Origin of the sequence: Pseudarthrobacter sp. NPDC059871 (assembly GCF_042731175.1) — a bacterium.
Lineage (GTDB): Bacteria > Actinomycetota > Actinomycetes > Actinomycetales > Micrococcaceae > Arthrobacter.
On the sequence record NZ_JBHWJV010000003.1, the window covers coordinates 124,832 to 145,911 of the forward strand.

Below are 21,080 nucleotides of genomic sequence, written 5' to 3' on the forward strand. Positions count from 1 at the left end.
GACTTCAGACCAGTGAGTCTTTCCATGCCCCATGCAGGTCCGCGAAACGTCCGCCGCCGCCGATCAGATCGGCCGGGCCGCCGTCCTCGACAATGCGGCCGTCATGGACCACCAGCACCCGGTCCGCGGTTTCCACGGTGGACAGCCGGTGGGCGATGATCAGGGCTGTCCTGCCGGCGGAATCGCTGCCTGCCAGGAGCCGGGCCAGCCCGCTCTGCACCAGCCGCTCGGAGGGGATGTCCAGGGACGAGGTGGCTTCGTCCAGGATCAGCACCGCCGGGCGGGCCAAAAACGCCCGGGCGAAACTGATGAGCTGCCGCTGGCCCGAGGACACCCGGCCGCCGCGCTTGTTGACGTCCGTGTCATAGCCTTCCGGCAGCTGCAGGATGAAGTTGTGGGCACCCACCGCCTTCGCGGCGTCCTCGATTTCGTCCCGCGACGCCTCCGGACGGCCCAGGGCGATGTTGTCCGCCACCGAGCCGCTGAACAGGAAGGCCTCCTGGGTGACCATGACGATGTTGCGGCGCAGGTCAGTGCTGCTGAGGTCCCGCAGGTCCACCCCGTCCAGGGTCAGGGTCCCTGACGTGACGTCGTAGAAGCGGGCGATCAGCTTGGCCAGTGTGGACTTCCCGGCGCCGGTCTGGCCCACCAGGGCCACGGTCTGCCCGGCGGGGATGTGGAGGTCCAGCCGGGGGACCACCAGCGGGCCGGAGCCGTAGCGGAACTCCACGCCGTTGAAGTCGATCCCGCCGCGGGCGTTTTCCAGGGCAACCGGATTCTTCGGCGGCCGCACGGTGGGGACCTCCTCCAGCAGGCCGGAAACCTTCTCGAGGGCCGCCTGCGCGCTCTGGAACGAGTTGTAGAACATGGCCATCTGGTCCACGGGCTGGAAGAAGCGTTTGGTGGAAAGGATCAGGGCCAGCAGGACGCCGACAGCGAGGTCCCCGGAGAGGACCCGGAAGCCGCCGAACAGCAGCACCACCGCCACGCATACGTTGCCAATCAGCACCAGGCCCGGCTGGAAGATGCCGTTGAGGTTGATGGAACGGACCGTCACCTTCCGGTAATCCTCGGCGAGCTGCCCGTAGGTCTGCGCGTTCTCGCGCTCCTTACGGAAGGCCTTGACGGCGCGGATGCCGGTCATGGTCTCCACGAAATGCACGATCAGCCGCGCGGACACCACCCGGGACTCCCGGAAGGCAATCTGCGAGTGCCTCTGGTACCAGCGGGCCAGGAAGAACATGGGCACGCCGGCTGCAAGGACCAGCAGGCCACTGCGCCAGTCCAGGGCGAAGACGGTCACTGCCGTGAACACCATGAACAGCAGCCCGGAGGCCAGTGAACTGACGCCCGAATCCAGGAGTTCGCGGAGCGCCTCGAGGTCAGAGGTCTGCCGGGCGATGATCCTGCCGGAGGTGTACTTCTCATGGAACTCCAGGCTGAGCCGCTGGGTGTGCCGGAAGACGCGCACCCGAAGGTCCAGCAGCATCGCCTGGCTGAGCCGCGCCGTGGAGGTGACGTACAGGGCGGTGAGTCCCGCCGTCGCCACCGCTGCCAGCAGGTACGCGACGCCGGTGAACACCAGCGGCAGGTTGTCTCCGGCCTGCAGGGCGGGCAGTGCGCGGTCGATGCCGAAGGCGATCAGTGCCGGGCCTGCCACACGGGCGGCCTGGGAGAGGACCACCATGGCGATGGTAAGCCAGAACCGTACCCGGACCGGGCGGATGAGTGAGCGCAGCAGGGCGAGCGAGCGCCGCCGTACTGCCCGGCTGTCACTCTTGCTGAGGTGGGCGTTGTCTTCGTTGGCGGTACCGAACGTTGCTGTGCTCATCGGGTCACTTCCTCGGCCTGGTCCTCAAGCTCCGACAGTTCGGAGTCCAGGTCCCGCGGCTCCTGGTCCAGGCTGGCGATGACGTAGCGGTAGTGGGCGTTGCTTGCCAGCAGCTCGGTGTGTGTTCCAACGGCGGCGATCCGGCCGTCCTCCAGCAGGGCCACCCGGTCCGCCAGCGCCACGGTGGAGGGGCGGTGCGCAACGATCAGCGTGGTGGTGTCCTTCAAGACCTCCCGCAGGCGGGCCTCCACGAGTTCCTCGGTGTGCACGTCCAGCGCGGAGAGCGGGTCATCGAGCACCAGGACGCGGGGCCGGGCGGCGATGGCACGGGCCAGCGCGATCCGCTGGCGCTGCCCGCCGGAAAGGCTGAGCCCTTCCTCGCCGATGAGGGTGTCCACGCCCTCGGGCAGGGAGTGCGCGAAGTGTGCCTGGGCAACGTCCAGCGCCTCCTCGAGTGCGTCGTCCGTCCTGTCCCGGGCCCCCAGCAGGACGTTGTCCCGGACCGAATTGGAGAAGAGCGTGGTGTCCTCGAAGGCGACACCCACTACCCGCCGGAGCTCTCCGACGTCGAACTCCTTCAGGTCCACGCCGTCGATGGTGATGGAACCGTCGCTGACGTCGTACAGGCGGGGGACCAGCTGGATCAGGGCGCTCTTGCCGCTGCCGGTGATGCCCACCAGCGCCATGGTTTCCCCGGGGCGGACCTCAAGGTTGATGTTCTTCAGGATGGGTTTGTCCGGGGCGTCCTCGAACGCGAAGGAGGCGTTGTTGAAGCGCAGCGTCCCGGCAAGCGTGGCCGGAGTGCGTGGCTGGGGCGGGCTGGTGATGGTGTTCTGCGTGTCCATCACCTCGTAGTGACGGTCGATGGCGGTTTTGGCCGTGAGCGCCATGGCCAGCAGCATCCCGGAGAACTCCACGGGGGAGGCGATGACCGCTGCCGTGGCGAAGAAGGCAACCAGCGAACCAATGCTGAGCTGGCCGCTGGCGCAGAGCATGACCCCCACCACCAGGCCGGCGCCCAGGGCGAGCTCGGGGAGCAGGGTGACCACCATGGTGAAGGTCGCCTGGTGGCGGGCCTTTTCGATCTCGGTCTGGCGGAGTTCCTCAGCCTGCTCGTTGAAGTTCTCCAGCGCCTCCCGGCTGCGCCCAAAGGCCTTCAGGACGCGGATGCCGTGAACGGACTCCTCCACGGTGGTGGCGAGGTCGCCGGCCTGGTCCTGGCTGCGCCGGGCAACCTTGCTGAACCGGGTGCGGAACCGGAAGCTGTTAATGGTGATGGGAACGGCGGCGGCCAGGAAGATCAGGGCCAGTTGCCAGCTCATGGAGAACATGGCCACGATGCCAATGATGACCGTCAGTGTGGTGACCACCAGCATGATGGCGCCGAATGCCATCCAGCGGCGGAGGAAGTTCAGGTCCGTCATTGCACGGGACAGCAGCTGCCCGGAACCCCACCGGTCGTGGAACGATACGGTCAGGTCCTGCAGGTGGTCGTAGAGGGACACCCGCATCCGGGTTTCCACGGTGGTGGCGGGGTTGATGACGAACTGGCGGCGCAACGCCACCAGGCCCGCCTCTGCCACGCCGAGCACCAGGATGACGCCGGCCGAGATCCACACGGCATCGGATGCGCCGCCGGGCTTCAGTGATTCGTTGACCAGCACCCGCAGGACCTGCGGGATGGTGAGGGCCACGATGCTTGCCATCAATGCGCAGAGGAGCCCTAGCAGCAGCCGGGGGATGATGGGCCGGACATGGGGGTAGAGACGGCTGATTGACCTGAAAAATGGAGTTTGCTTCGCCATGCCCGCTTCTAAAGCTCTAAAACGAATGTAGTTTCCCGTAGCAACTACCCTATGCCATCACGTGAGACGATTCACAGGATCAAGAGCACATCGGCCAGCTTGCTGACTTATTGCATTCCGTAATCCCTCTTGCCTCTTCAGCTCGAGTCGCCAGAACCCTTTTATGGGTGACCGATCTGATGGGGCAACGGGTCAGGAGGGGGAGGTGAGGGTCAGCAGGACGGCCTCGGGCCGGCAGGCGATCCTGACTGGAGCAAAGCGCGAGGTGCCGATGCCGCCGGAGACGTTGACCGGCGTCGTACGTCCGTTGCTGTGCCAATCGTTCAGGCCCTTGGCGCGCCAGGTGGGGAGGTCGCAGTTGGAGACCAGCGCACCGTAGCCGGGGATGCACAGCTGCCCGCCGTGGGTGTGGCCGGCCAGCAGCAGGTCCGCGCCCTCGTCCGTGAAGTGGTCCAGCACCCGTTGGTAGGGCGCGTGGATAACGGCCACCCGGAGGTGGTCCTTGGCATCCTGGTTCCGTGTCCCGCGGGGCCAGCCGGCGTAGCGTTCCCGGTTCAGGTGGGGATCGTCGACGCCGGAGAAGTCGAAACGCATGCCGTTCAGCACCAGTGACTGGTTCCGGTTGGTCAGGTCCACCCAGCCGCCCATTCCGAAGCCGGAGCGCAGCCGCGGCCAGTCAAGGGCAACCGGCTTCGGCTTGGCCTTGGACGGGCCCATCAAGTACGACGCAGGGTTCTTCAGGGTGGGTGCGAAGTAGTCGTTGGAACCCGGGACGAAGACGCCCGGGAACTCCATCAGCGGCCTAAGGGCAGCCAGGAGCGGATCCACAGCCTTGATGTGGCTGAGGTTGTCGCCGGTGTTCACCACGAGGTCCGGCCGGAGGGTGGCCAGCTGCCCCAGCCAGGCAGCCTTCTTGTCCTGGCCAGGAACGAAGTGGATGTCGCTGAGGTGCAGGATGCGGAACGGGTCCCTGCCGGGGGGAAGGATGGGAAGCGTCTCTTCGCGCAGGACGAACTGGTTCTTCTCCCACAGGCCGTACCCGAAAGCGGCCAGCCCGGCCGCTGTCCCTGCTCCTGCGGTTACGGCAAAGCCGCGCCCGATTGCCCGGGCGCGGCTTACCAACGTGTCCATGGTCATGGCTGGCTAGTCTCTTCCGTTGCCATTGCCGTTGCCATTCCCGTTGCCGTTGTTGCTCGGCTGGGGAGCCGGCTGGCTTGCCGCCGGGGCGGACGGTGCCTGCGTGGCCTGCGGTGCGGACGTGGCCGGAGTGGTGCTCCGGGTGGTGCCGTTCACCAGGTTGCTCGGCGGTGCCGGGAAAGGATCGGTGCCGTAGCCCGGGGCAATCTGGGACATGTAGTTCGAGAAGATCGGCCCGGCAATCATGTACCCGTCAATGCCCTGGTAGAACTTGCCGTTGACCGTGATGTTCTGGCCAGGACGGCCCTGCGCGCCCAGCGCGTCACCGAACCACGTGGCGGTGGCGAGGCCGGTGGTGTGGCCAACTACCCAGGTGGAGCCGTTGTTGTTGGACGTACCCGTTTTGGCGCCGATGGGGAAGCTGGTGCGCGTGGAGATCCGGGGCTGGATCAGCGAACCGGAACCGCGGTTCAGGACTTCCTGCAGTGCGTAGTTCACGCCGCGGGCAACCTCGGGCTTGATGGCGTCACGGCAGTTGGTGGACTGCGCAGGCAGTTGCTTGCCCGTGGCGTCCGTCACGGACGTGATGGCAATGGCCTCGCAGTACTTGCCGTCGTTGGCGAACGTGGCGAACGCGCTGGCCATGGTCAGCGGCGACGTCTGGGTGGAGCCCAGCAGGTTGCCCAGCAGGTTCATGTCGATCTTCGGGTTGGGCTCAGAGCCGTCTGCCGACGGCAGGCCGCTGTGGAGTCCTACGGCGTCAACCACCTTCTGGATACCGCAGAAGTCCAGCTGGGCGGCCGAAGCGAACGTGACCGTGTTGATGGAGTTGTAGAGGCCTTCCAAGACGGAGAGGTTCCGGTACCACTGAGGCTCGGCGTTCTGCAGGTCGTCGGCGGTGCCGAGGCCCGCGTTCTTCTGCGCGGTGCTGTAGCCGCCGGTTACCTTGCCGCAGGAGTTCCGCCACGGGAAGCTCAGCGGGTACACCCGCTGGGCGGCGTTGACCACGGTGTTCATGGACTTGCCCTCATTGAGCCACTCCGCGAACGTGAACGGCTTCATGGTGGAACCGGGCTGGAAACCACCGATGCCGTTGAGGTCGTTGCCGTCCTTGTCCATCTGGTCCACGTTGAAGTTCAGCTGCGAATCGAACCCCTGGTTCGGCAGGAACGTAGTGTTCTGGGCCATCGAAATGATCTTGCCCGAGTTCGGCTGGACGGACACCAGTGCGGCGCCCCACTTGTCGGGGTTGGCACCCGCGGACGCGTTGACCTGGTCCTGGGCAACAGCCTGGGCCTTGGGGTCAAGCGTGGTGGTGATGGTCAGGCCGCCGCCGTAGATGAGGCGCTGGCGCTCTTCCCGTTCGGCACCGTAGGCCGGGTTGTTCTCCAGCAGGTGCAGGATGTAGTCACAGAAGTAGGGGGCGGAGGAAGCGTACGCACAACCCTGCTTGGGCTGGGTCACCTTGGGCTCCACCGGGGTGGCCACTGCGGCGTCGTGTTCTTCCTTGGTGATCTTGCCCTGGTTCAGCATCAGGCCAAGCACCAGGTCGCGGCGCTGCTTGGAGCTTTCCGGGTTGGTGATGGGATCGAAAGCTGAGGGGCTGTTCACCAGGCCGGCCAGGAGCGCTGCCTGCGGGAGTGTCAGGTCCTTGGCGGAGGTGCTGAAGAAGTACCGCGAGGCGGCTTCGATGCCGTACGCGTCGCGGTTGAAGAAGACGATGTTGAGGTAGCCCTCAAGGATCTGGTCCTTGCTGAACTCCTTTTCGAGGGCAATGGCCAGCTTCATTTCGCGGAGCTTGTCGCCCACGCCCTTGTTAACGCCGTTGAGCTTGATCTGGTCCTCGTTGCCTTCGGCGGCGAGGTTGGCGTTCAGCACGTTGTTGACGTACTGCTGGGTGATGGTGGAAGCGCCCTGCTTGTTGCCGCGGGCTGTGGCAGCCAAGGCACGCAGGATGCCGGTGGTGTCCACACCCCCGTGCTCATAGAAACGGCTGTCCTCGACGGCGATGACAGCTTCCTTCATGAACGGGGAGATCTGGTCCAGGGCAACCTTGGTGCGGTTTTCCGTATAGACGCTGGCAATCTCGCTGCCGTCCGCGGCCAGGATCCTGGTGGTCTGGTTGGGCGGATCGACCTTCAGTTCTGCCGGGAGGGTGTCGAAGAACTCGATCGAACCGCTCGCTGCGCTGCCCGATACGGCAGCGGCCGGCACCAGGAGGCCGGCCACCAGGACACCGCAGACAGCACTCACGCCAAGGAAAAGGAGGATCTTTCCGAGGGTGGTGGCAGTGTCGAATAAGGGGTTCTTACGAGTTGCCATGTTTTCCACTTTACCGGCAAGGACTAGTCTTTCTCTCATGACCAAATGGGAGTACGCGACGATTCCGCTCATTATTCACGCCACGAAGCAGATCCTGGACCAGTGGGGAGAGGACGGCTGGGAGCTCGTCCAGGTCGTCACCGGACCTGACGGAAACGGACTGGTTGCCTACCTCAAGAGGGAGAAGCAGTAGCATGAGCACCCCCGCAGAAGCCCGCACCGGCGCGGAATCAGCCCCCGTTTCAGCTGTTGAGCAGCGCCTGGCCGAGCTCGGCCTGACGCTTCCCGAGGTTGCCGCCCCCGTGGCCTCCTACGTTCCTGCCGTCATCTCCGGCAACCACGTCTACACCTCCGGCCAGCTGCCGTTTATTAACGGCAAACTCGAAGCTACGGGCAAGGTGGCCGCCGGCGCTGAAGCGTTCGCCGACGAGCCCACGGTGTCCCCCGAAGACGCCCAGAAGTACGCCGCAGTGTGCGCGGTCAACGCCCTCGCTGCCGTCAAGAGCGTCATCGGCGACCTTGACCGGATCACCCGGATCGTCAAGGTTGTGGGATTCGTCTCCTCGGACCCCACCTTCACCGGGCAGCCCGCCGTGATCAACGGTGCCTCGGAACTGCTGGGCCGCGTCCTCGGCGACGCCGGCCAGCACGCCCGTTCCGCCGTCGGCGTTGCCGTTCTTCCCCTCGACTCCCCGGTGGAAGTCGAACTGATCGCCGAATTCAGCTAGGACCGGTCCTTTCCTTGCCACAGCTTGCCCGCCGTCTTTTTGCACTCCCCGAGGAACTGGTTGGAGCAGCGCAGAGCTGGCTTGAACATGGTGAGCGGACACCCCGGGCCGCACGCCTGGCGTCCTCTGTAGTCCTGCTGCGGGATTCCCCCAACGGCCTGGAAACCTGGCTGGCTTACCGGCCGGGTTCCTCGCCGCTGGGGGTCCTTGCGTTTCCCGGCGGATCGCTGGATACGACCGACGACGATCCCTTGGGCTGGCTGGGCCCCTCACCCCAGCACTGGGCTGAGCAGATGGGAACGGACGACGTCGGGCTGGCGCGCCGGCACGTGGTGGGCGCCATCCGCGAACTCTTCGAAGAGACCGGGATCCTGCTGGCCGGCTCGGACATGTCCAGCACCGTCGAGGCCACCTCCACCACCGAGTGGATGCGTGCCCGCGTTGCCGTGGCCGAACAGGAAAAGACCCTCGCGCAGGTCCTGGACAAGCGTGGGCTTCTGCTGCGGACAGACCTGCTGAAGTCCCTGGTCAACTGGCGCACCCCCGACTTCGCGCACCGCCGGTTCGATACGCGCTATTTCGCGGCCACGGTCCCCATGGGCCAGGAACCTACGCTGCTGGATGGCAAGGGCATCTGGGGCCGCTGGGTCAACGCCGCGCAGGTCATTGAACAACGGAACACCACGGCCCTCGGCGATGAAGCGGGGCAGGAGAACACCACCGGCCGGACCCTGGGCAAGCTCCTGGTGCCGGGCTCCGAAATCATGCTCGAAAAGATGGCGTCGGCCAACGGCTGCATCGCCTACCTCAGCTACAAGCGCAAGGCGCACGTCTACCAGCCGGCCCTCGTGGAAGAGGACGGACAGCTGATGCTTGAGGTGGAAGCCGCGAAGACCACCCCCGGCGACCCCCAGCGCGAACGCTAACGCCCGCTCTCTTGTGGTGGGTAAATCACGAACGCGCGCTCACTTGTGGCGGGCAAATCCCGAACGCGCGCTCTCTTGTGGCGGGTAAATCACGAACGCGCGCTCACTTGTGGCGGGCAAATCGCAAACGCGCGCTCTCTTGTGGCGGGTAAATCACGAACGCGCGCTCACTCTTTCAAGAGTAGTGAGCGCGCGTTCCGTGGGATGCCGCCAGTAGTGAGCGCGCGTCGGGCGGGATGCCGCCAGTAGTGAGCGCGCGTGGGGCGGGATGCCGCTAGTAGTGAGCGCGCGTGTCCGGGCAACCGGGAGCAAAAAGGCCGCCCTTCCACTGAGGAAGGGCGGCCTTTTCCGTTTCGCTGAGGTGCGCAGCGCCTAACGGGAGCGCTGGCGAAGGCGCTGCATGTCCAGGATGACGACGGCGCGGGCTTCCAGGCGGAGCCAGCCTCGCTGGACGAATTCGGCCAGGGCCTTGTTGACGGTTTCGCGTGAGGCGCCCACCAGTTGCGCCAACTCTTCCTGCGTGAGTTCGTGGGCCACCAGCACGCCGTCGGTGGCGGGACGGCCGAAGCGGTCTGCGAGATCCAGGAGGGCTTTGGCCACGCGGCCTGGGACGTCCGAGAACACGAGGTCCGACAGGGAGTCGTTGGTGCGGCGGAGGCGGCGGGCCAGGGCCTGCAGCAGCTGCGCGGAAACCTCGGGGCGGGTGCGCAGGAGGTTGTTCAGGCTCTCGTTCTTGAGCCCGGCCAGCCGGGTCTCGGAAACGGCGGTGGCCGTAGCGGTGCGGGGGCTGGGGTCGAACAGTGCCATTTCGCCGAAAAGCTCGCCCGGCCCAAGGATGGCCAGGAGCGACTCGCGTCCGTCGGGCGACGTGCGCCCCAGCTTCACCTTGCCGGAGACGATGAAGTAGAGCTGGTCACCCTGGTCGCCTTCGCGGAAGACGGACGCGCCGCGGGAGAGGTCCACCTCGGTGAGCTCGTCCGTCAGCAGACGGAATGCGTCGTCGTCGAGCGTGGCGAAAAGTGGTGCTCGGCGCAGTACCTCGATGTCCATGAAATCTCCTGAGTAAAAAGTATCGTCTGTGGCGCTTTTGCCATTGTTTCAGAATTTTCAAGCTTCTGTGACGAACTTGGCAGCCGAAACGCCTATAAGACGGCCTGCGACGGGGCCGCCCGGGTCCGGGCGGGAGGCCCGCTGTGACGGGGATGACGTCACAGATGATTGTCAGGGACCCCCATTAGAATGAGGTTTCAACTGTTTATAAGGAGCCTTCGTGGTCGGCTTGACTGTCCTGGACCTGATCCTGATCCTGGCGTTGCTGTCCTACCTGGTCTACGGGCTGCGTAACGGCTTCCTCGTCACTGTTGGCGGCCTGGTCGGCTTCGCAGCCGGCGCCGTGGCTGCCTTTTTTGCCGTCCCGCTGGTCAGCGGCTTCGTTGCGGACTCCGGATGGAGGCTGACCGCCATCGTGGCTGCCGCCGTCGTACTGGTGGTGCTGGGCCACGGCCTGGGCACCATGGTGGGCCGGCAGGTCCGGGGCGCCGTACGCATCCGGCCGCTCCGCGCCGTGGACCGGCTGGTGGGCGGCGCCGTGAACGTGGTGGTTTCGGCGCTGGTGATGTCTATGCTGGCTTTCAGCGTCAGCTCCCTGGGTGTGCCGGTGGTGTCCCAGCAGCTGGCCGAATCCAAGGTCATCCGCTTCATCGACGGACTGACTCCCATCCCCGTCAAGGCCACCATGGCGCAGCTGCGCTCCACGGTGATCGGCAACGGCATCCCCACCCTGATCGAGGGCCTGGGGCAGGGGCCGAATGTTCCCGTTCCCAATGCCAGCACGGATACGCCGGCACTTAACCGTGCCGCCGCATCGGTGCTGCGCATCGCCGGAACTGCGTACGAGTGCGGCCAGAACCAGACCGGCACCGGCTTTGTGGTGTCCGAGGACCGCGTGGTCACCAACGCGCATGTGGTGGCGGGCGTGTCGCAGCCCGTGGTGGAGATGCCCGACGGCGATGCCATCCCCGGGCGCGTGGTCTACTTCGACAGCAGGCACGACCTCGCGGTGCTGGCCGTCGACGGGTTGCCTGCGCAGCCGCTGTCCCTCTCGGCAGACCTTCCCGGCGGCAGCCCCGCCGCGTTCTCCGGCTACCCCCACGGCGGACCGTTCCAGTCCAAGCCGGCTACCGTCCAGGACATCGCCACCGTCCTGGTGCCCGATATCTACGGCAACAACCCGGCCCCCGAAGACATCTACCGGCTGGCCGGCGACGTGCAGCCGGGCAACTCCGGCGGCCCGCTGCTCACCACGGACGGCCAGGTGGCCGGAGTCATCTTCGCCAAGGCCACAACCGACTCGGACGTGGGTTTCGCCATCACCATGGATGAGCTGAACCCGGTGGCCGCGCAGGCATCCTCGCTGAGCGCGCCGGTGTCCTCCGGCCAGTGCATCCAGAAGTAACTGGCTCCCGAAGCAGCTAGAGGGTCTCCGCCAGGTAGTCGATGGCCAGCCGGTACCCGGTAACGCCCGCGCCCACAATGACGGCGGCGCACACGGGCGACAGGTAGGAGTGGTGCCTGAACTCCTCGCGCTGGTGCACGTTGGTGATGTGGACCTCGACGGCGGGAAGCTGCACGGCGGCGAGTGCGTCACGCAGTGCCACGGAAGTGTGCGTGAAGGCGCCGGCGTTGATGACGATGCCCGCCGCCGTTTCGCGAGCGGCATGGATGACGTCAAGCAGGACGCCTTCATGGTTGGACTGGACGCATTCCACGGCGAACCCATGCGCACCGGCTGCTGAGCGCGCCAGCTGCTCCACATCGGCGAGCGTCGAGGTGCCGTACTTTTCAGGCTCCCGGGTGCCCAGGAGGTTCAGGTTGGGGCCGTTGATTACCAGGATGGTGCCGCGGCCGGTGTCCGGGGTGGAGGCTTCAGTCATGCCTGCCAATCTATCGGCTGGCCCGGCGTGCCGTGCATTCTTACGTGCCTTATCCTGCCGGGCCTGGAGCTAGCATGTACTCCATGACCATGTCGGCTGTGCCGGGGCCTCGGGGGCCTGTGACGCGTAAGGATGTTGCGCGGTTTGCCGGGGTCAGTACTGCCGTGGTGAGTTATGTGGTCAATGGTGGTCCGAAGCGGGTGGCGCCGGCTACTGAGGCGAAGGTCCAGGATGCTATCCGGCGGTTGGGGTACCGGCCCAATGCTGCGGCGCGGGCGTTGAAGCTGGGCTCGAGTGAGACCATCGGGCTGGTCATTCCGGATAACAGCAATCCGTTCTTTTCGTTGCTGGCCCACGCGGTGGAAGAGGCCGCGGCCGAGTTGGGGTATGCCCTGGTGCTGACCAATTCGGACGGGAATGTGGCCAAGGAGCGCCGGAACGTCCGTAACCTTGCGGCGCGGCAGGTGGATGGTGTCATCGTCTCGAGTGTGCTGATGGAACCCGGGGCGGCGGACTTTGAGTCGGCGGAGGTCCCGGTGGTGTTGTTGAACCACAGTGCCGAGGCTCCGGGGTTCAACAGTGTGGGGGTGGATCTGGTGGCCGGTGCGCGGGCTGCCGTGGAGCACCTGATCGGTCACGGGCATACGCGGATCGCGTTGGCGATGGGGACGAACACGGGCAATTACTATGACGGCCGTGAGGAGGGCTGGTTGCAGGCCCTGGCCGGGGCGGGCCTGCCGGAGGGGCCGATTGTGCGGACGCCGTTCACGCGGGAGGGCGGGTACGCTGCGGGGAAGCGCCTGTTGGCCGGGGCGGAGCGTCCTACGGCTATTTTTGCGACGTCGGACCTGCAGGCCGTGGGGATCCTGCGGGCGCTGCATGAGGCGGGCCTGTCCGTGCCGGAGGATATGGCGTTGGCGTCCTTCGACGGGTCGGCGGAAGCGGAGTACAGCTGGCCGCCCCTGACTACGGTCAGGCAACCGGCACAGGCCATGGCCGAAGCCGCGGTCAACGCCCTGATCGGCACCGGCCGGGGCAACACCCCCGAACACCTCATCTTCCCCGCCGACCTCCAGGTCCGCCAATCCTGCGGCTGCCCCTGAGTATCTGCCCTACGCCGGCTGGCCGAGGGCGGGCGCGAGCCGCAGCCTGCCAACCCTGTCCTGCAGGACACGCTGCGCATCGGAACCGAGCCCGGGATCGCTGATGACCTCGTCCACGTCCTCCAGTGACGCAATGGAACTGATGCCCAGTACGCCCCATTTGGTGTGGTCCGCCAGCACCACGGTCCTGCGGGCTGCGGCCACAAAGGCCCGGTCCGTCTCGGCTTCCAGGAGGTTGGGGGTGGTGAACCCGGCTGCCGAGTCCATGCCGTGGACACCCAGGAACAGCAGGTCCAGGTGCAGCTGCTTGAGCGCGCTCGTGGCGATGGGTCCCACCAGGGCATCCGAGGGCGTGCGCTGGCCGCCAATCAGGATCACCGTGGAGCTGTAGCGGGCCGGGCCCGTGGAGGCGGCGTGGTGGAACAGGTCGGCGATGCGCACCGAGTTGGTGACCACCGTGATGGGCGGCCCGTTGACCAGTTCCTTGGCAAGCGCCCACGTGGTGGTCCCGGCGCTCAGCCCTACCGCCATGCCCTCCTGGACCAGCGCCGCCGCCTCCACCGCAATGGCCCGCTTCTCCGCTGTCAGTTGGGTGGACTTCTGCTCGAAGCCGGGCTCGTGGGTGCTGGCATCGCCGGGCAGCTTGGCGCCGCCGTGGATGCGCTCCAGCTTGCCGCCCTCCTCCAGCAGTTCGATGTCCCGGCGGACCGTCATCAGCGAGACGCCCAGTTGCTGGGCGAGGTCTGAGACGCGGACAACCCGTTCGCGCTGGACGACGTCCACTATTGCCTGGTGGCGTGCTGCGGGGAGCATGGAGATCCTTTCGTGCTGCGGTGGGGGAGCGGTCTCCCCGTCACCTTCCATGATGGTCTACCCCTTGCTGGAACCAAGAGTCAGGCCCGCAACAAACTGGCGCTGCAGGAGCAGGTAGATCACCAGCGTGGGGATGACGGTGATCACCGCCCCCGCCGCCAGGAGGTTGTAGTTGCTCAGGAACTCGCCCTGCAGGTTGTTGATGGCCGTGGTGATCGGGAGCCGGTTGCCGCTCTGGATGAAGATCAGCGGCCAGAAGTAGTCGTTGTAGATGAAGATGACCTGGAGGGTGCCGAGGGCTGCGAAGGCCGGCCGGCAGAGCGGCATGATGATTTCCCGGTACTGCCGCCAGATGCCGGCGCCGTCCACCAGCGCCGCCTCCGTGAGGTCCGCCGAGAGGGCCTTCATGTAGTTGGACAGCACGAACGTGCAGAAACCCATCTGGAAGGCGGTGTTGACGGCGATGACGATGATGTAGGTGTTCAGCATGTTCCCGGAATCGCTGAACGAGTACGGCACTTCGAAATGCTTGGCCATTTCGAACAGCGGCGCGGCAAGGACCTGCGGGGGCAACAGGTTGCCGGCGGTGAACATGATGAGCAGGGTGACGTTGAACTTCCAGCTCACCCGGCTGACGGCAAAGGCCATGAGGGACGCCAGGAACAGGGTCAGCAGCACGGCGGGGACGGTGATGATGACGGAGTTCCAGAAGTAGGTGGCGAACCCGCCCTGGGTCCAGGCCTGCGCGAAGTTATCGAAGTTGAAGTCACCGGCGAAGCTGAAGTACCCGTGTTCGTTCGTGGAGGCCACCGGGCGGAGCGCCGTGTACAGCGACCAGCCCAGGGGAACCAGCCACATCACCGCCATGACCAGCAGGAAGATATGCGTGCCGTAGTGGCGTTTGGGCCGGCTGCCGGTGCGCGGAGCGGCAGCTGCCGTGGCCCGGCCGGTGCGGACCGTGGGTGCTGGGGTGGTGCTCATACTCTGTTCTCCTTGCCAAAGGTGCGGCTGAGGTAGAAGACGATGGGGACGAGGGAGATGACCAGCAGGACCACCGCCAGGGCGGACCCGACGCCGATCACCTGGCCTTCGCCGACGAGGTTCTGGATCACCAGGGCGCTGAGCATCTCCAGGCCGTTGGTGCCGCGGTTGATCACGTACACCACGTCGAAGGCCCGCAGGGATTCGATGATGGTGATCACCACGATGACGATGTTGATGGGGCGCATGGCCGGGAACACCACCCGGAAGAAGGTCTGCACGGCATTGGCGCCGTCAATGGAGGCCGCCTCCCGCAGGCTGGGGTCCACGCCCTTCAGGCCGGCCAAGTACAGGAGCATGACGTAGCCGGCGTGCCGCCAGGTGGCCGCGATCATGGCGGCCCAGATGTTCACGGACGAGTCCCCGAACCAGTCGACGGCCTGCGGCGTCCCCGCAGTGCCGAGGAGGAAGTTCAGGAGGCCGTTGTCGCGCTGGTAGAACAGCTGCCAGATGATGCCGATGAGGGCCAGGGAGAGCATCACGGGAGCGAAGAAGATGCTCTGGTAGATCTTGCTGCCGCGGATGTTCTGGTCCAGCAGCACCGCAAGCAGCAGCCCGAGCGGCGTAGCGATCAGGGCCAGGAAGAGGAGCCACATGAGGTTGTGCTGGACGGCCGGCCAGAAGGGCGGGTAGTCCTGGGTGATGTACTGGTAGTTTTCGGTGCCGGCGGGACGGATATCGGCCAGGTCCAGCCCGTTCCACCGGGTGAAGCTGAGCCCGATGGACATCAGCGTCGGCAGCCACACCAGGGCCAGCTCAATCAGGGTGGGGATGCCCACCATCAGCGACAGGACCACTTTGTCCCGGCCGGTCAGGCGGCGGACCCGGCCGCCCCTGGTCCGGCCGATCCGGCCGCCGCCGGGTTCCTGCGCTTCCGGCGGGATCAATTCTTGCGCGGTGCTGCTCATGGAAATCTTCCCTCTGCTGGTGGGACGCCGCTGGGGCGGTGCTGCTGGGTGGGGACGCTGGAAGGGAACGGACGACGGCGGGCGTGCGCCGCCGTCGTCCGTCCTGCAGTGCTGCGGTGCCGGTGTGCTGTGGGCGGCTACTGCGCGGCGTAGAGGGTCTTGGCCTGCGCCTCGAGGTTTTTGACGTCCATCTTGCCGTCCTTGATGAAGCTCTGGAGGGCGGGAATCATCACGTTGTTGGCCATGGCCGGCAACGCGTCACGGTCGAAGAACTGGCTGATGTACTTCGCATCCGCAATGGTTTCGGCACACTTCTTGTTCAGCGGGCTGAATTTGGAGGTGTCGGTCCCCTTGGCAGTGGCGATATTGGAGGCATCCACTGCGGCGTAGGCGTCCTGCGCCTCGGGTGTGCCCAGGTACGCCATGAAGTCCCGCGCCGCCTTGTTCTCGCCGCCCTTCTTGGAGAGCAGGAGGCCGTCAATGGGGGCTTCGACGGCGTCCCGGCCCTCCATGGCGATCTCCGGGAAGGCGAAGAAGTCGATGTCGGCCAGAACCGCCGCATCGGTGAACTGCTGGGTGACGAACGAGCCCAGCAGGTACATGCCGGTCTTCTTGGACTCAAGTGACTTGGCGGCATCCTGCCAGGTCTGGCCGAGGGCCCCGGGATCCTGGAACGGCAGCAGCGCCGACCAGGTGTCAAAGACGGCGCTGACCTTCTGCTGGTCCCAGGATTCCTTGTGTGCGCACAGGTCCACGTGGAACTGGTAGCCGTTCAGCCGCATGTTGATGTAGTCGAACGTGCCCATGGCGGGCCAGCCGTCCTTGTCCGCGAAGCCGATGGGGATGATGCCGTCCCCCTTCATCTTGGCGGCGAGGGTCTTGAGGGCGTCAAAGGTTTCCGGAACCTCGTACCCCTTCTCGGCCCACAGGCTCTTCCGGTAGAAGAACCCCCACGGGTAGTTGTAGTTGGGGACGAAGTACAGCTTGCCGTCGGGTCCGGTGGAGGCTTTCTTCAGGGCGTCGGAGTAGTTCGCGCCGATGGTTTCCCAGACGTCGTCGATGGGAGCCAGGAGCCCCTTGCCGGCGTAGTACTGCATCCGGTAACCGGCAAACCAGGTGAAGGTGTCATCCGGGGAGCCCTGGAGGTAGGAGTTGATCTTGTTCTGGAAGTCGTTGTGGGGGACCGTGTTGGTGGTGACCTTCTTGCCGGTCTTGGCCGTAAAAGCATCGGTGACTGCCTGGTAGGCCCGCTTGGGCACGTCGTCGGAGGAGCCGGAGCCGAAGGTCAGTCCGCCGGAATCGGTACCTGTTGCGGACGGTGCGCTGCCGCCGGTGCAGGCTGCGAGGAACGGGATGCCGGCCAGGCTGGCAGCGCCAACGCCGGCGGTCTTGAGGATGCTCCGCCTGCTCGGGAAGGCAGTTGCGGACGCATCAAACGGTGAAGCCATGTTCTCTCCCTTGAGTAATAGCAGCATGTGAGGCACCTCACATCAGTACGACTATAACCTCGCAAAACAGAACATGGAAGAACGCTTAATAACACTTTTGCAATTGTTATTTTTGAATCGTCACAAACGTCGGATGGCCCCGTTTATCCCGGAAATACGGGGTAAACGGAGCCATCCGCCGGTGCTGCGACAAATACTAAGCCGGTGTTACTTTCTGAGCGACTGCGCAATCTGCTGCATGATCGTGGGATCGGCCAAGGTGGTGGCATCACCCGGGTCGCGGCCTTCGGCCACGTCCTTGAGCAGGCGCCGCATAATCTTGCCGGACCGGGTCTTGGGCAGTTCCGGGACCACCAGGATGTTCTTGGGCTTGGCGATGGGGCCGATTTCCTTGCCCACGTGGTTCCGGAGTTCCTGGACGGTTTCGTCGCCGTTGTTCACGGCGTCGCCGCGGAGGATGACGAAGGCCACGACGGCATGACCGGTGGTCTCGTCCGAGGCGCCCACCACTGCGGCTTCGGCCACGGCGGGGTGGGAGACCAGGGCGGACTCGATTTCCGTGGTGGAGAGGCGGTGCCCGGAGACGTTCATGACGTCATCCACGCGGCCGAGGAGCCAGATGTCGCCGTCCTCGTCCTTCTTGGCGCCGTCCCCGGCGAAGTACATGGTCTCGAAGCGGGACCAATAGGTGTCCTTGAACCGTTCAGGATCGCCCCAGATGCCGCGGAGCATGGCCGGCCAGGGCTCACGGATCACCAGGAACCCGCCATGCCCGTCCGGCACGGACTGACCCATCTCGTCCACCACGTCCACGGCGATGCCCGGCAGCGGCACCTGGGCGGAGCCCGGCTTGGTGGCGGTGACGCCGGGCAGCGGGGCGATCATCTGGGCGCCGGTCTCGGTCTGCCACCAGGTGTCCACGATGGGCGCCTTGTCTGCGCCGATGACCTTCCGGTACCACATCCAGGCTTCGGGGTTGATGGATTCGCCCACCGAGCCGAGGACCCGGATGGAGGACAGGTCGTACTTGTCCGGGATCTCCCGGCCCCACTTCATGAACGTCCGGATGGCGGTGGGGGCCGTGTAAAGGATGGAAACCTTGTACTTTTCCACGATCTCCCACCAGCGGCCCTGGTGCGGTGAGTCCGGGGTGCCCTCGTACATGACCTGCGTGGCGCCGTTGATGAGCGGTGCGTAGGTGACGTAGGAATGCCCGGTGACCCAGCCGACGTCGGCCGTGCACCAGTACACGTCCGTCTCCGGGTGCAGGTCGAACACCGCCTTGTGCGTGTACGCGGTCTGGGTGAGGTACCCGCCGGTGGTGTGCAGGATGCCCTTGGGCTTGCCGGTGGTGCCGGAGGTGTACAGGATGAACAGCGGGTGCTCGGAGTCATGCCCGACGGCGGTGTGCTCGGCAGACGCTTCACCGACGGTTTCATCCCACCAGTGGTCGCGGCCCTCGTGCCAGTCCACGTCCTGGCCGTTACGTTTGACCACCACCACGTTCTGCACCGTGTGCCCAGCTGCGTCTTCCCCTTGGGATAACGCTTCGTCCACGGCCGGCTTCAGCGCACTCGGCTTGCCGCGTCGGTACGTTCCGTCAGCGGTGACCACCAGCTTGGCCTCGGCATCGTCGATGCGTGAGCGGAGGGCGTCGGCCGAGAAGCCGCCGAACACCACGGAGTGGACCGCGCCGATCCGTGCGCAGGCGAGCAGCGTGATGACTGCCTCGGGGATCATGGGAAGGTAGACGGCCACGCGGTCGCCCTTGGACACGCCGAGGGACTCGAACGCGTTCGCGGCCTTCTTCACTTCCTCGGTCAGCTCGGCGTAGGTGTAGCTGCGACTGTCACCCGGTTCACCTTCGAAATAAATGGCGACGCGGTCGCCAAGGCCGTTTTCCACATGCCGGTCCAGCGCGTTGTACGCGGCGTTGACTTCGCCGCCCACGAACCACTTGGCGAACGGCGGGTTGGACCAGTCAAGGGCTTCGCCGAAGTCTTTGCTCCAGGTGAGCAGCTCCCGGGCCTGCTTCGCCCAGAACGCCGGCCGGCCGGCGTCGGCCTCCGCATAATCGCCGGCCTTGGCCACTGCGTTGGCGGCGAACTCCGGCGTGGGCGGGAAGGTCCTGGTCTCATGCAGCAGGTTTTCGAACGCGTCGCCCTGCTGTGCACCCTGTCCTGCCGGGGCAGCGGGAACGGTGGCCGTGGAGCTTGGAGTGTCCTGGGACATGTGAACCTCATCATTCATCGATCTTTGCTGCGCGGGATGCAGGCCACGGCCGTGCAGGGCCGCAAGCACGACACCGGGCACTGGCCGATCACGGACATACCGCAAAGAGCTGTTCCGGAATACACCCTAACTCTTGCCGGCGCGGCCTTGTGTGCCTTGTCACAGTTGTGCCCGTAAGCGGCATTTTTTGTGCGGTGAATGGTTTCCGTGGCAGTCCGGGGAGGTCCCCCTGCCGCGGTTTCAGCTAGTGATCAGCCGGGCTGTTGACTAGGCTGAAATGAAATTGTGACTTTACTTCGGGCCCGCGGGCCGGGCTCCGGGCCCGGCCGGGGAACGGTGTTTCGACGGCACATCGAGGATCGGCCCAGGCCGGTTCCGTGCCGCCATGCTAAGGAGAGCAGAATGAACCAGCCCAGCTACGGCCAGAAAACCGGCCCCGCCACGGAAACGGGTGCCGGCCAGACCGGCGCCGCCGGGGCAGGCCAGCAGGCCGCGCCTCACGGCGCCGGGACGCCGTTCCGCCTCGCCAAGGATTCCAACCAGGCAGTGCTTGGCCCCTTCACCGTGCGGGACCTGACCGTCTTCGTCGCCACTATCGTCCTGTTCGTTGCTTCGCTGCTGCCCATCTTCGGCGCACGCTACAACCTGTGGAACCTGAACAACCTCTTCTTCCTGGGCCTCGGAATCCTGTTGCCGCTGATTGTCAGCGCACTGTTCGCCGCCCGCCGGTTGGCGCCCGCCACAAAGATCCGGGTGGGCTCCCTCTCCATTGACCAGTTCGCCTCGGTGTCCGCATGCTTCGCAGTGGCGTTCTTCTTCATCTCCGTTGCCGGGGCCTATGTTCCCAGCCTGCTGGTGGGCCTGATCGGTTCCATCATCCTGTTCGTCGCCACCGTCCTGGGCCGGTTCGTGCCCTATCTCTCCAGCGACTTCCTGGGCCGCGCCGAAGCGCCGGCACACGTGGCGGCCCGCGAGTCCGCAGTACCCGCACCGGCGCCCCGTGCACCGAAGCAGCCCAAGCCTGAGGCGGCAGCCAAGACGGTCTCCCACCCGGAAGCGGACTCCCACCACAAGCATGAAGCCACCCCCAAGTCCCGGCTGGGCGGCAAGCTGTTCGGCGGGGCCGGGGCCGGATCCTCCGCAGTAACGCCAGGGTCTTCGCACCATGCGCCTGAGCCTTCGCACCACGCGCCGGCGGCAGCCACCACACCGGCAGCACGCCCGGCGGACGCCGTGGCACCCGCCACAGCTGCCGTTCCCACCGCGGCTCCGGCTCCGGCAGGAGCAGCTGCAGGCACTCCCGTATCCACCGCGCCCGAAGCAGCCGACCACGCTCCCGAGGTGGACGCCGGCCCGCCAACCCAGGCCGCCGACGTCGTCCGCCCTGCTGCAGCACCGGCCGCAGAGGAAACGCAGCGCGCCAACGTTCCCGCCACCCCTGCCGGCCAGCAGGCGGCAACGCACGACGCCGGCAGTTCCCCGGCTGCCTCCGCTCCGCAGCGCACGTGGGAGCCGCCGGCCGCCACCGCTGTGCACCAGCAGGTCCGGGTCGAAGAACCGATCGGCGCCACCGTCGATCCGTCGAGCCACGATGCCGAGGACGAACACCCCGTCCACGAGGCCTTCTGGTTTGCCGTGGCACAGCACCGTACCGCGTTCGATCCGCACAGCGGTTCCCCCGCTTTCGTCATCGAGCCCGGCGGCTGGGTCCTGGCCCTGGAAGACCGCGGACACGAGTTCCTGGTGCAGCACACCGACGGACGCCTGGGAGTCCTCCGCGACCTCAGCAACATCGAGCGCGGCTAGCCCCCATGGCCGCGCCGCGGGCCGCCGGAAAGGGCGGGCAGGCTGTG

Annotated in this window: 17 protein-coding genes; 6 read left to right on the forward strand and 11 right to left on the reverse strand. The window is 66.0% G+C overall.

Translation table 11 applies throughout. From position 1 onward, the window contains the following. Window positions 1-4 precede the first annotated feature (4 nt). From ACFV4R_RS05700 to ACFV4R_RS05715, 4 genes are all read right to left on the reverse strand, one after another. Entirely contained in the window at window positions 5-1,831 is a 1,827-nt protein-coding gene (locus ACFV4R_RS05700) for an ABC transporter ATP-binding protein (RefSeq protein ID WP_377201530.1), read from the reverse strand. After that, window positions 1,828-3,636 carry an ABC transporter ATP-binding protein gene (locus ACFV4R_RS05705; RefSeq protein ID WP_377201529.1) on the reverse strand — a complete coding sequence of 603 codons (1,809 nt, stop codon included), beginning with the start codon at window positions 3,634-3,636 and terminating at the stop codon, window positions 1,828-1,830. The genes ACFV4R_RS05700 and ACFV4R_RS05705 overlap by 4 nt, the downstream gene beginning before the upstream one ends. 192 nt (window positions 3,637-3,828) lie before the next feature. Then, complete coding sequence (locus tag ACFV4R_RS05710; RefSeq protein WP_377201528.1) at window positions 3,829-4,773, reverse strand: metallophosphoesterase; 945 nt, start codon at window positions 4,771-4,773, stop codon at window positions 3,829-3,831. Between the two features lie 6 nt (window positions 4,774-4,779). Next, window positions 4,780-7,095 (reverse strand): transglycosylase domain-containing protein, encoded by a 2,316-nt coding sequence (locus ACFV4R_RS05715; protein ID WP_377201527.1) that lies wholly within the window; start codon window positions 7,093-7,095, stop codon window positions 4,780-4,782. Between the two features lie 37 nt (window positions 7,096-7,132). Here ACFV4R_RS05715 and ACFV4R_RS05720 point away from each other — a divergent pair, with 37 nt between their 5' ends. The 3 genes from ACFV4R_RS05720 to ACFV4R_RS05730 are packed head-to-tail and all read left to right on the forward strand — an operon-like array spanning window position 7,133 to window position 8,749. Continuing rightward, a complete protein-coding gene (locus tag ACFV4R_RS05720; RefSeq protein WP_011693223.1) occupies window positions 7,133-7,288 on the forward strand; it encodes a DUF4177 domain-containing protein in 156 nt (51 codons plus the stop codon). A gap of 1 nt (window position 7,289) precedes the next feature. Continuing rightward, on the forward strand, window positions 7,290-7,823 hold the full coding sequence (locus ACFV4R_RS05725; RefSeq protein WP_015938334.1) for a RidA family protein: 534 nt from the start codon (window positions 7,290-7,292) through the stop codon (window positions 7,821-7,823). A 14-nt stretch (window positions 7,824-7,837) separates the two neighbouring features. Beyond that, window positions 7,838-8,749, forward strand: coding sequence for an NUDIX hydrolase (locus tag ACFV4R_RS05730; protein ID WP_377201526.1), 912 nt, complete (start codon window positions 7,838-7,840; stop codon window positions 8,747-8,749). A gap of 372 nt (window positions 8,750-9,121) precedes the next feature. On the opposite strand, the gene ACFV4R_RS05735 is transcribed toward ACFV4R_RS05730, so the two are convergent. Next, on the reverse strand, window positions 9,122-9,799 hold the full coding sequence (locus tag ACFV4R_RS05735) for a Crp/Fnr family transcriptional regulator (protein ID WP_009359192.1): 678 nt from the start codon (window positions 9,797-9,799) through the stop codon (window positions 9,122-9,124). A gap of 220 nt (window positions 9,800-10,019) precedes the next feature. Between ACFV4R_RS05735 and ACFV4R_RS05740 the strand changes: the two genes are divergently transcribed. After that, a complete protein-coding gene (locus ACFV4R_RS05740) occupies window positions 10,020-11,204 on the forward strand; it encodes a MarP family serine protease (protein ID WP_377201525.1) in 1,185 nt (394 codons plus the stop codon). Between the two features lie 16 nt (window positions 11,205-11,220). Here the strand turns inward: ACFV4R_RS05740 and aroQ are convergent, their stop codons facing one another. Next, the gene (gene aroQ / locus ACFV4R_RS05745) at window positions 11,221-11,682 is read right to left on the reverse strand and encodes a type II 3-dehydroquinate dehydratase (RefSeq protein ID WP_377201524.1); all 462 of its coding nucleotides are present in this window, start codon (window positions 11,680-11,682) and stop codon (window positions 11,221-11,223) included. A 74-nt stretch (window positions 11,683-11,756) separates the two neighbouring features. Between aroQ and ACFV4R_RS05750 the strand changes: the two genes are divergently transcribed. Next, entirely contained in the window at window positions 11,757-12,785 is a 1,029-nt protein-coding gene (locus ACFV4R_RS05750) for a LacI family DNA-binding transcriptional regulator (protein WP_377201523.1), read from the forward strand. Between the two features lie 9 nt (window positions 12,786-12,794). Here ACFV4R_RS05750 and ACFV4R_RS05755 read toward each other — a convergent pair whose 3' ends face one another. The 5 genes from ACFV4R_RS05755 to acs all read right to left on the reverse strand — a co-directional run bounded on the left by ACFV4R_RS05755 (window position 12,795) and on the right by acs (window position 19,227). Further along, window positions 12,795-13,598: a DeoR/GlpR family DNA-binding transcription regulator gene (locus ACFV4R_RS05755; protein WP_377201522.1), complete on the reverse strand. Its 804-nt coding sequence runs from the start codon at window positions 13,596-13,598 to the stop codon at window positions 12,795-12,797. Between the two features lie 57 nt (window positions 13,599-13,655). Beyond that, a complete protein-coding gene (locus ACFV4R_RS05760) occupies window positions 13,656-14,579 on the reverse strand; it encodes a carbohydrate ABC transporter permease (protein ID WP_377201521.1) in 924 nt (307 codons plus the stop codon). After that, window positions 14,576-15,547, reverse strand: a complete 972-nt coding sequence (locus ACFV4R_RS05765; RefSeq protein WP_377201520.1) for a carbohydrate ABC transporter permease — start codon at window positions 15,545-15,547, stop codon at window positions 14,576-14,578. Before ACFV4R_RS05765 ends, ACFV4R_RS05760 begins: the two co-directional genes overlap by 4 nt. A 137-nt stretch (window positions 15,548-15,684) precedes the next feature. Next, a complete protein-coding gene (locus tag ACFV4R_RS05770) occupies window positions 15,685-16,995 on the reverse strand; it encodes an ABC transporter substrate-binding protein (protein WP_172830004.1) in 1,311 nt (436 codons plus the stop codon). 207 nt (window positions 16,996-17,202) lie between these two features. Next, complete coding sequence (gene acs, locus ACFV4R_RS05775; RefSeq protein WP_377201519.1) at window positions 17,203-19,227, reverse strand: acetate--CoA ligase; 2,025 nt, start codon at window positions 19,225-19,227, stop codon at window positions 17,203-17,205. Window positions 19,228-19,629: 402 nt separating this feature from the next. On the opposite strand from acs, the gene ACFV4R_RS05780 reads away from it, so the two are divergent. After that, complete coding sequence (locus ACFV4R_RS05780; protein WP_377201518.1) at window positions 19,630-21,033, forward strand: hypothetical protein; 1,404 nt, start codon at window positions 19,630-19,632, stop codon at window positions 21,031-21,033. Window positions 21,034-21,080: the final 47 nt, after the last annotated feature.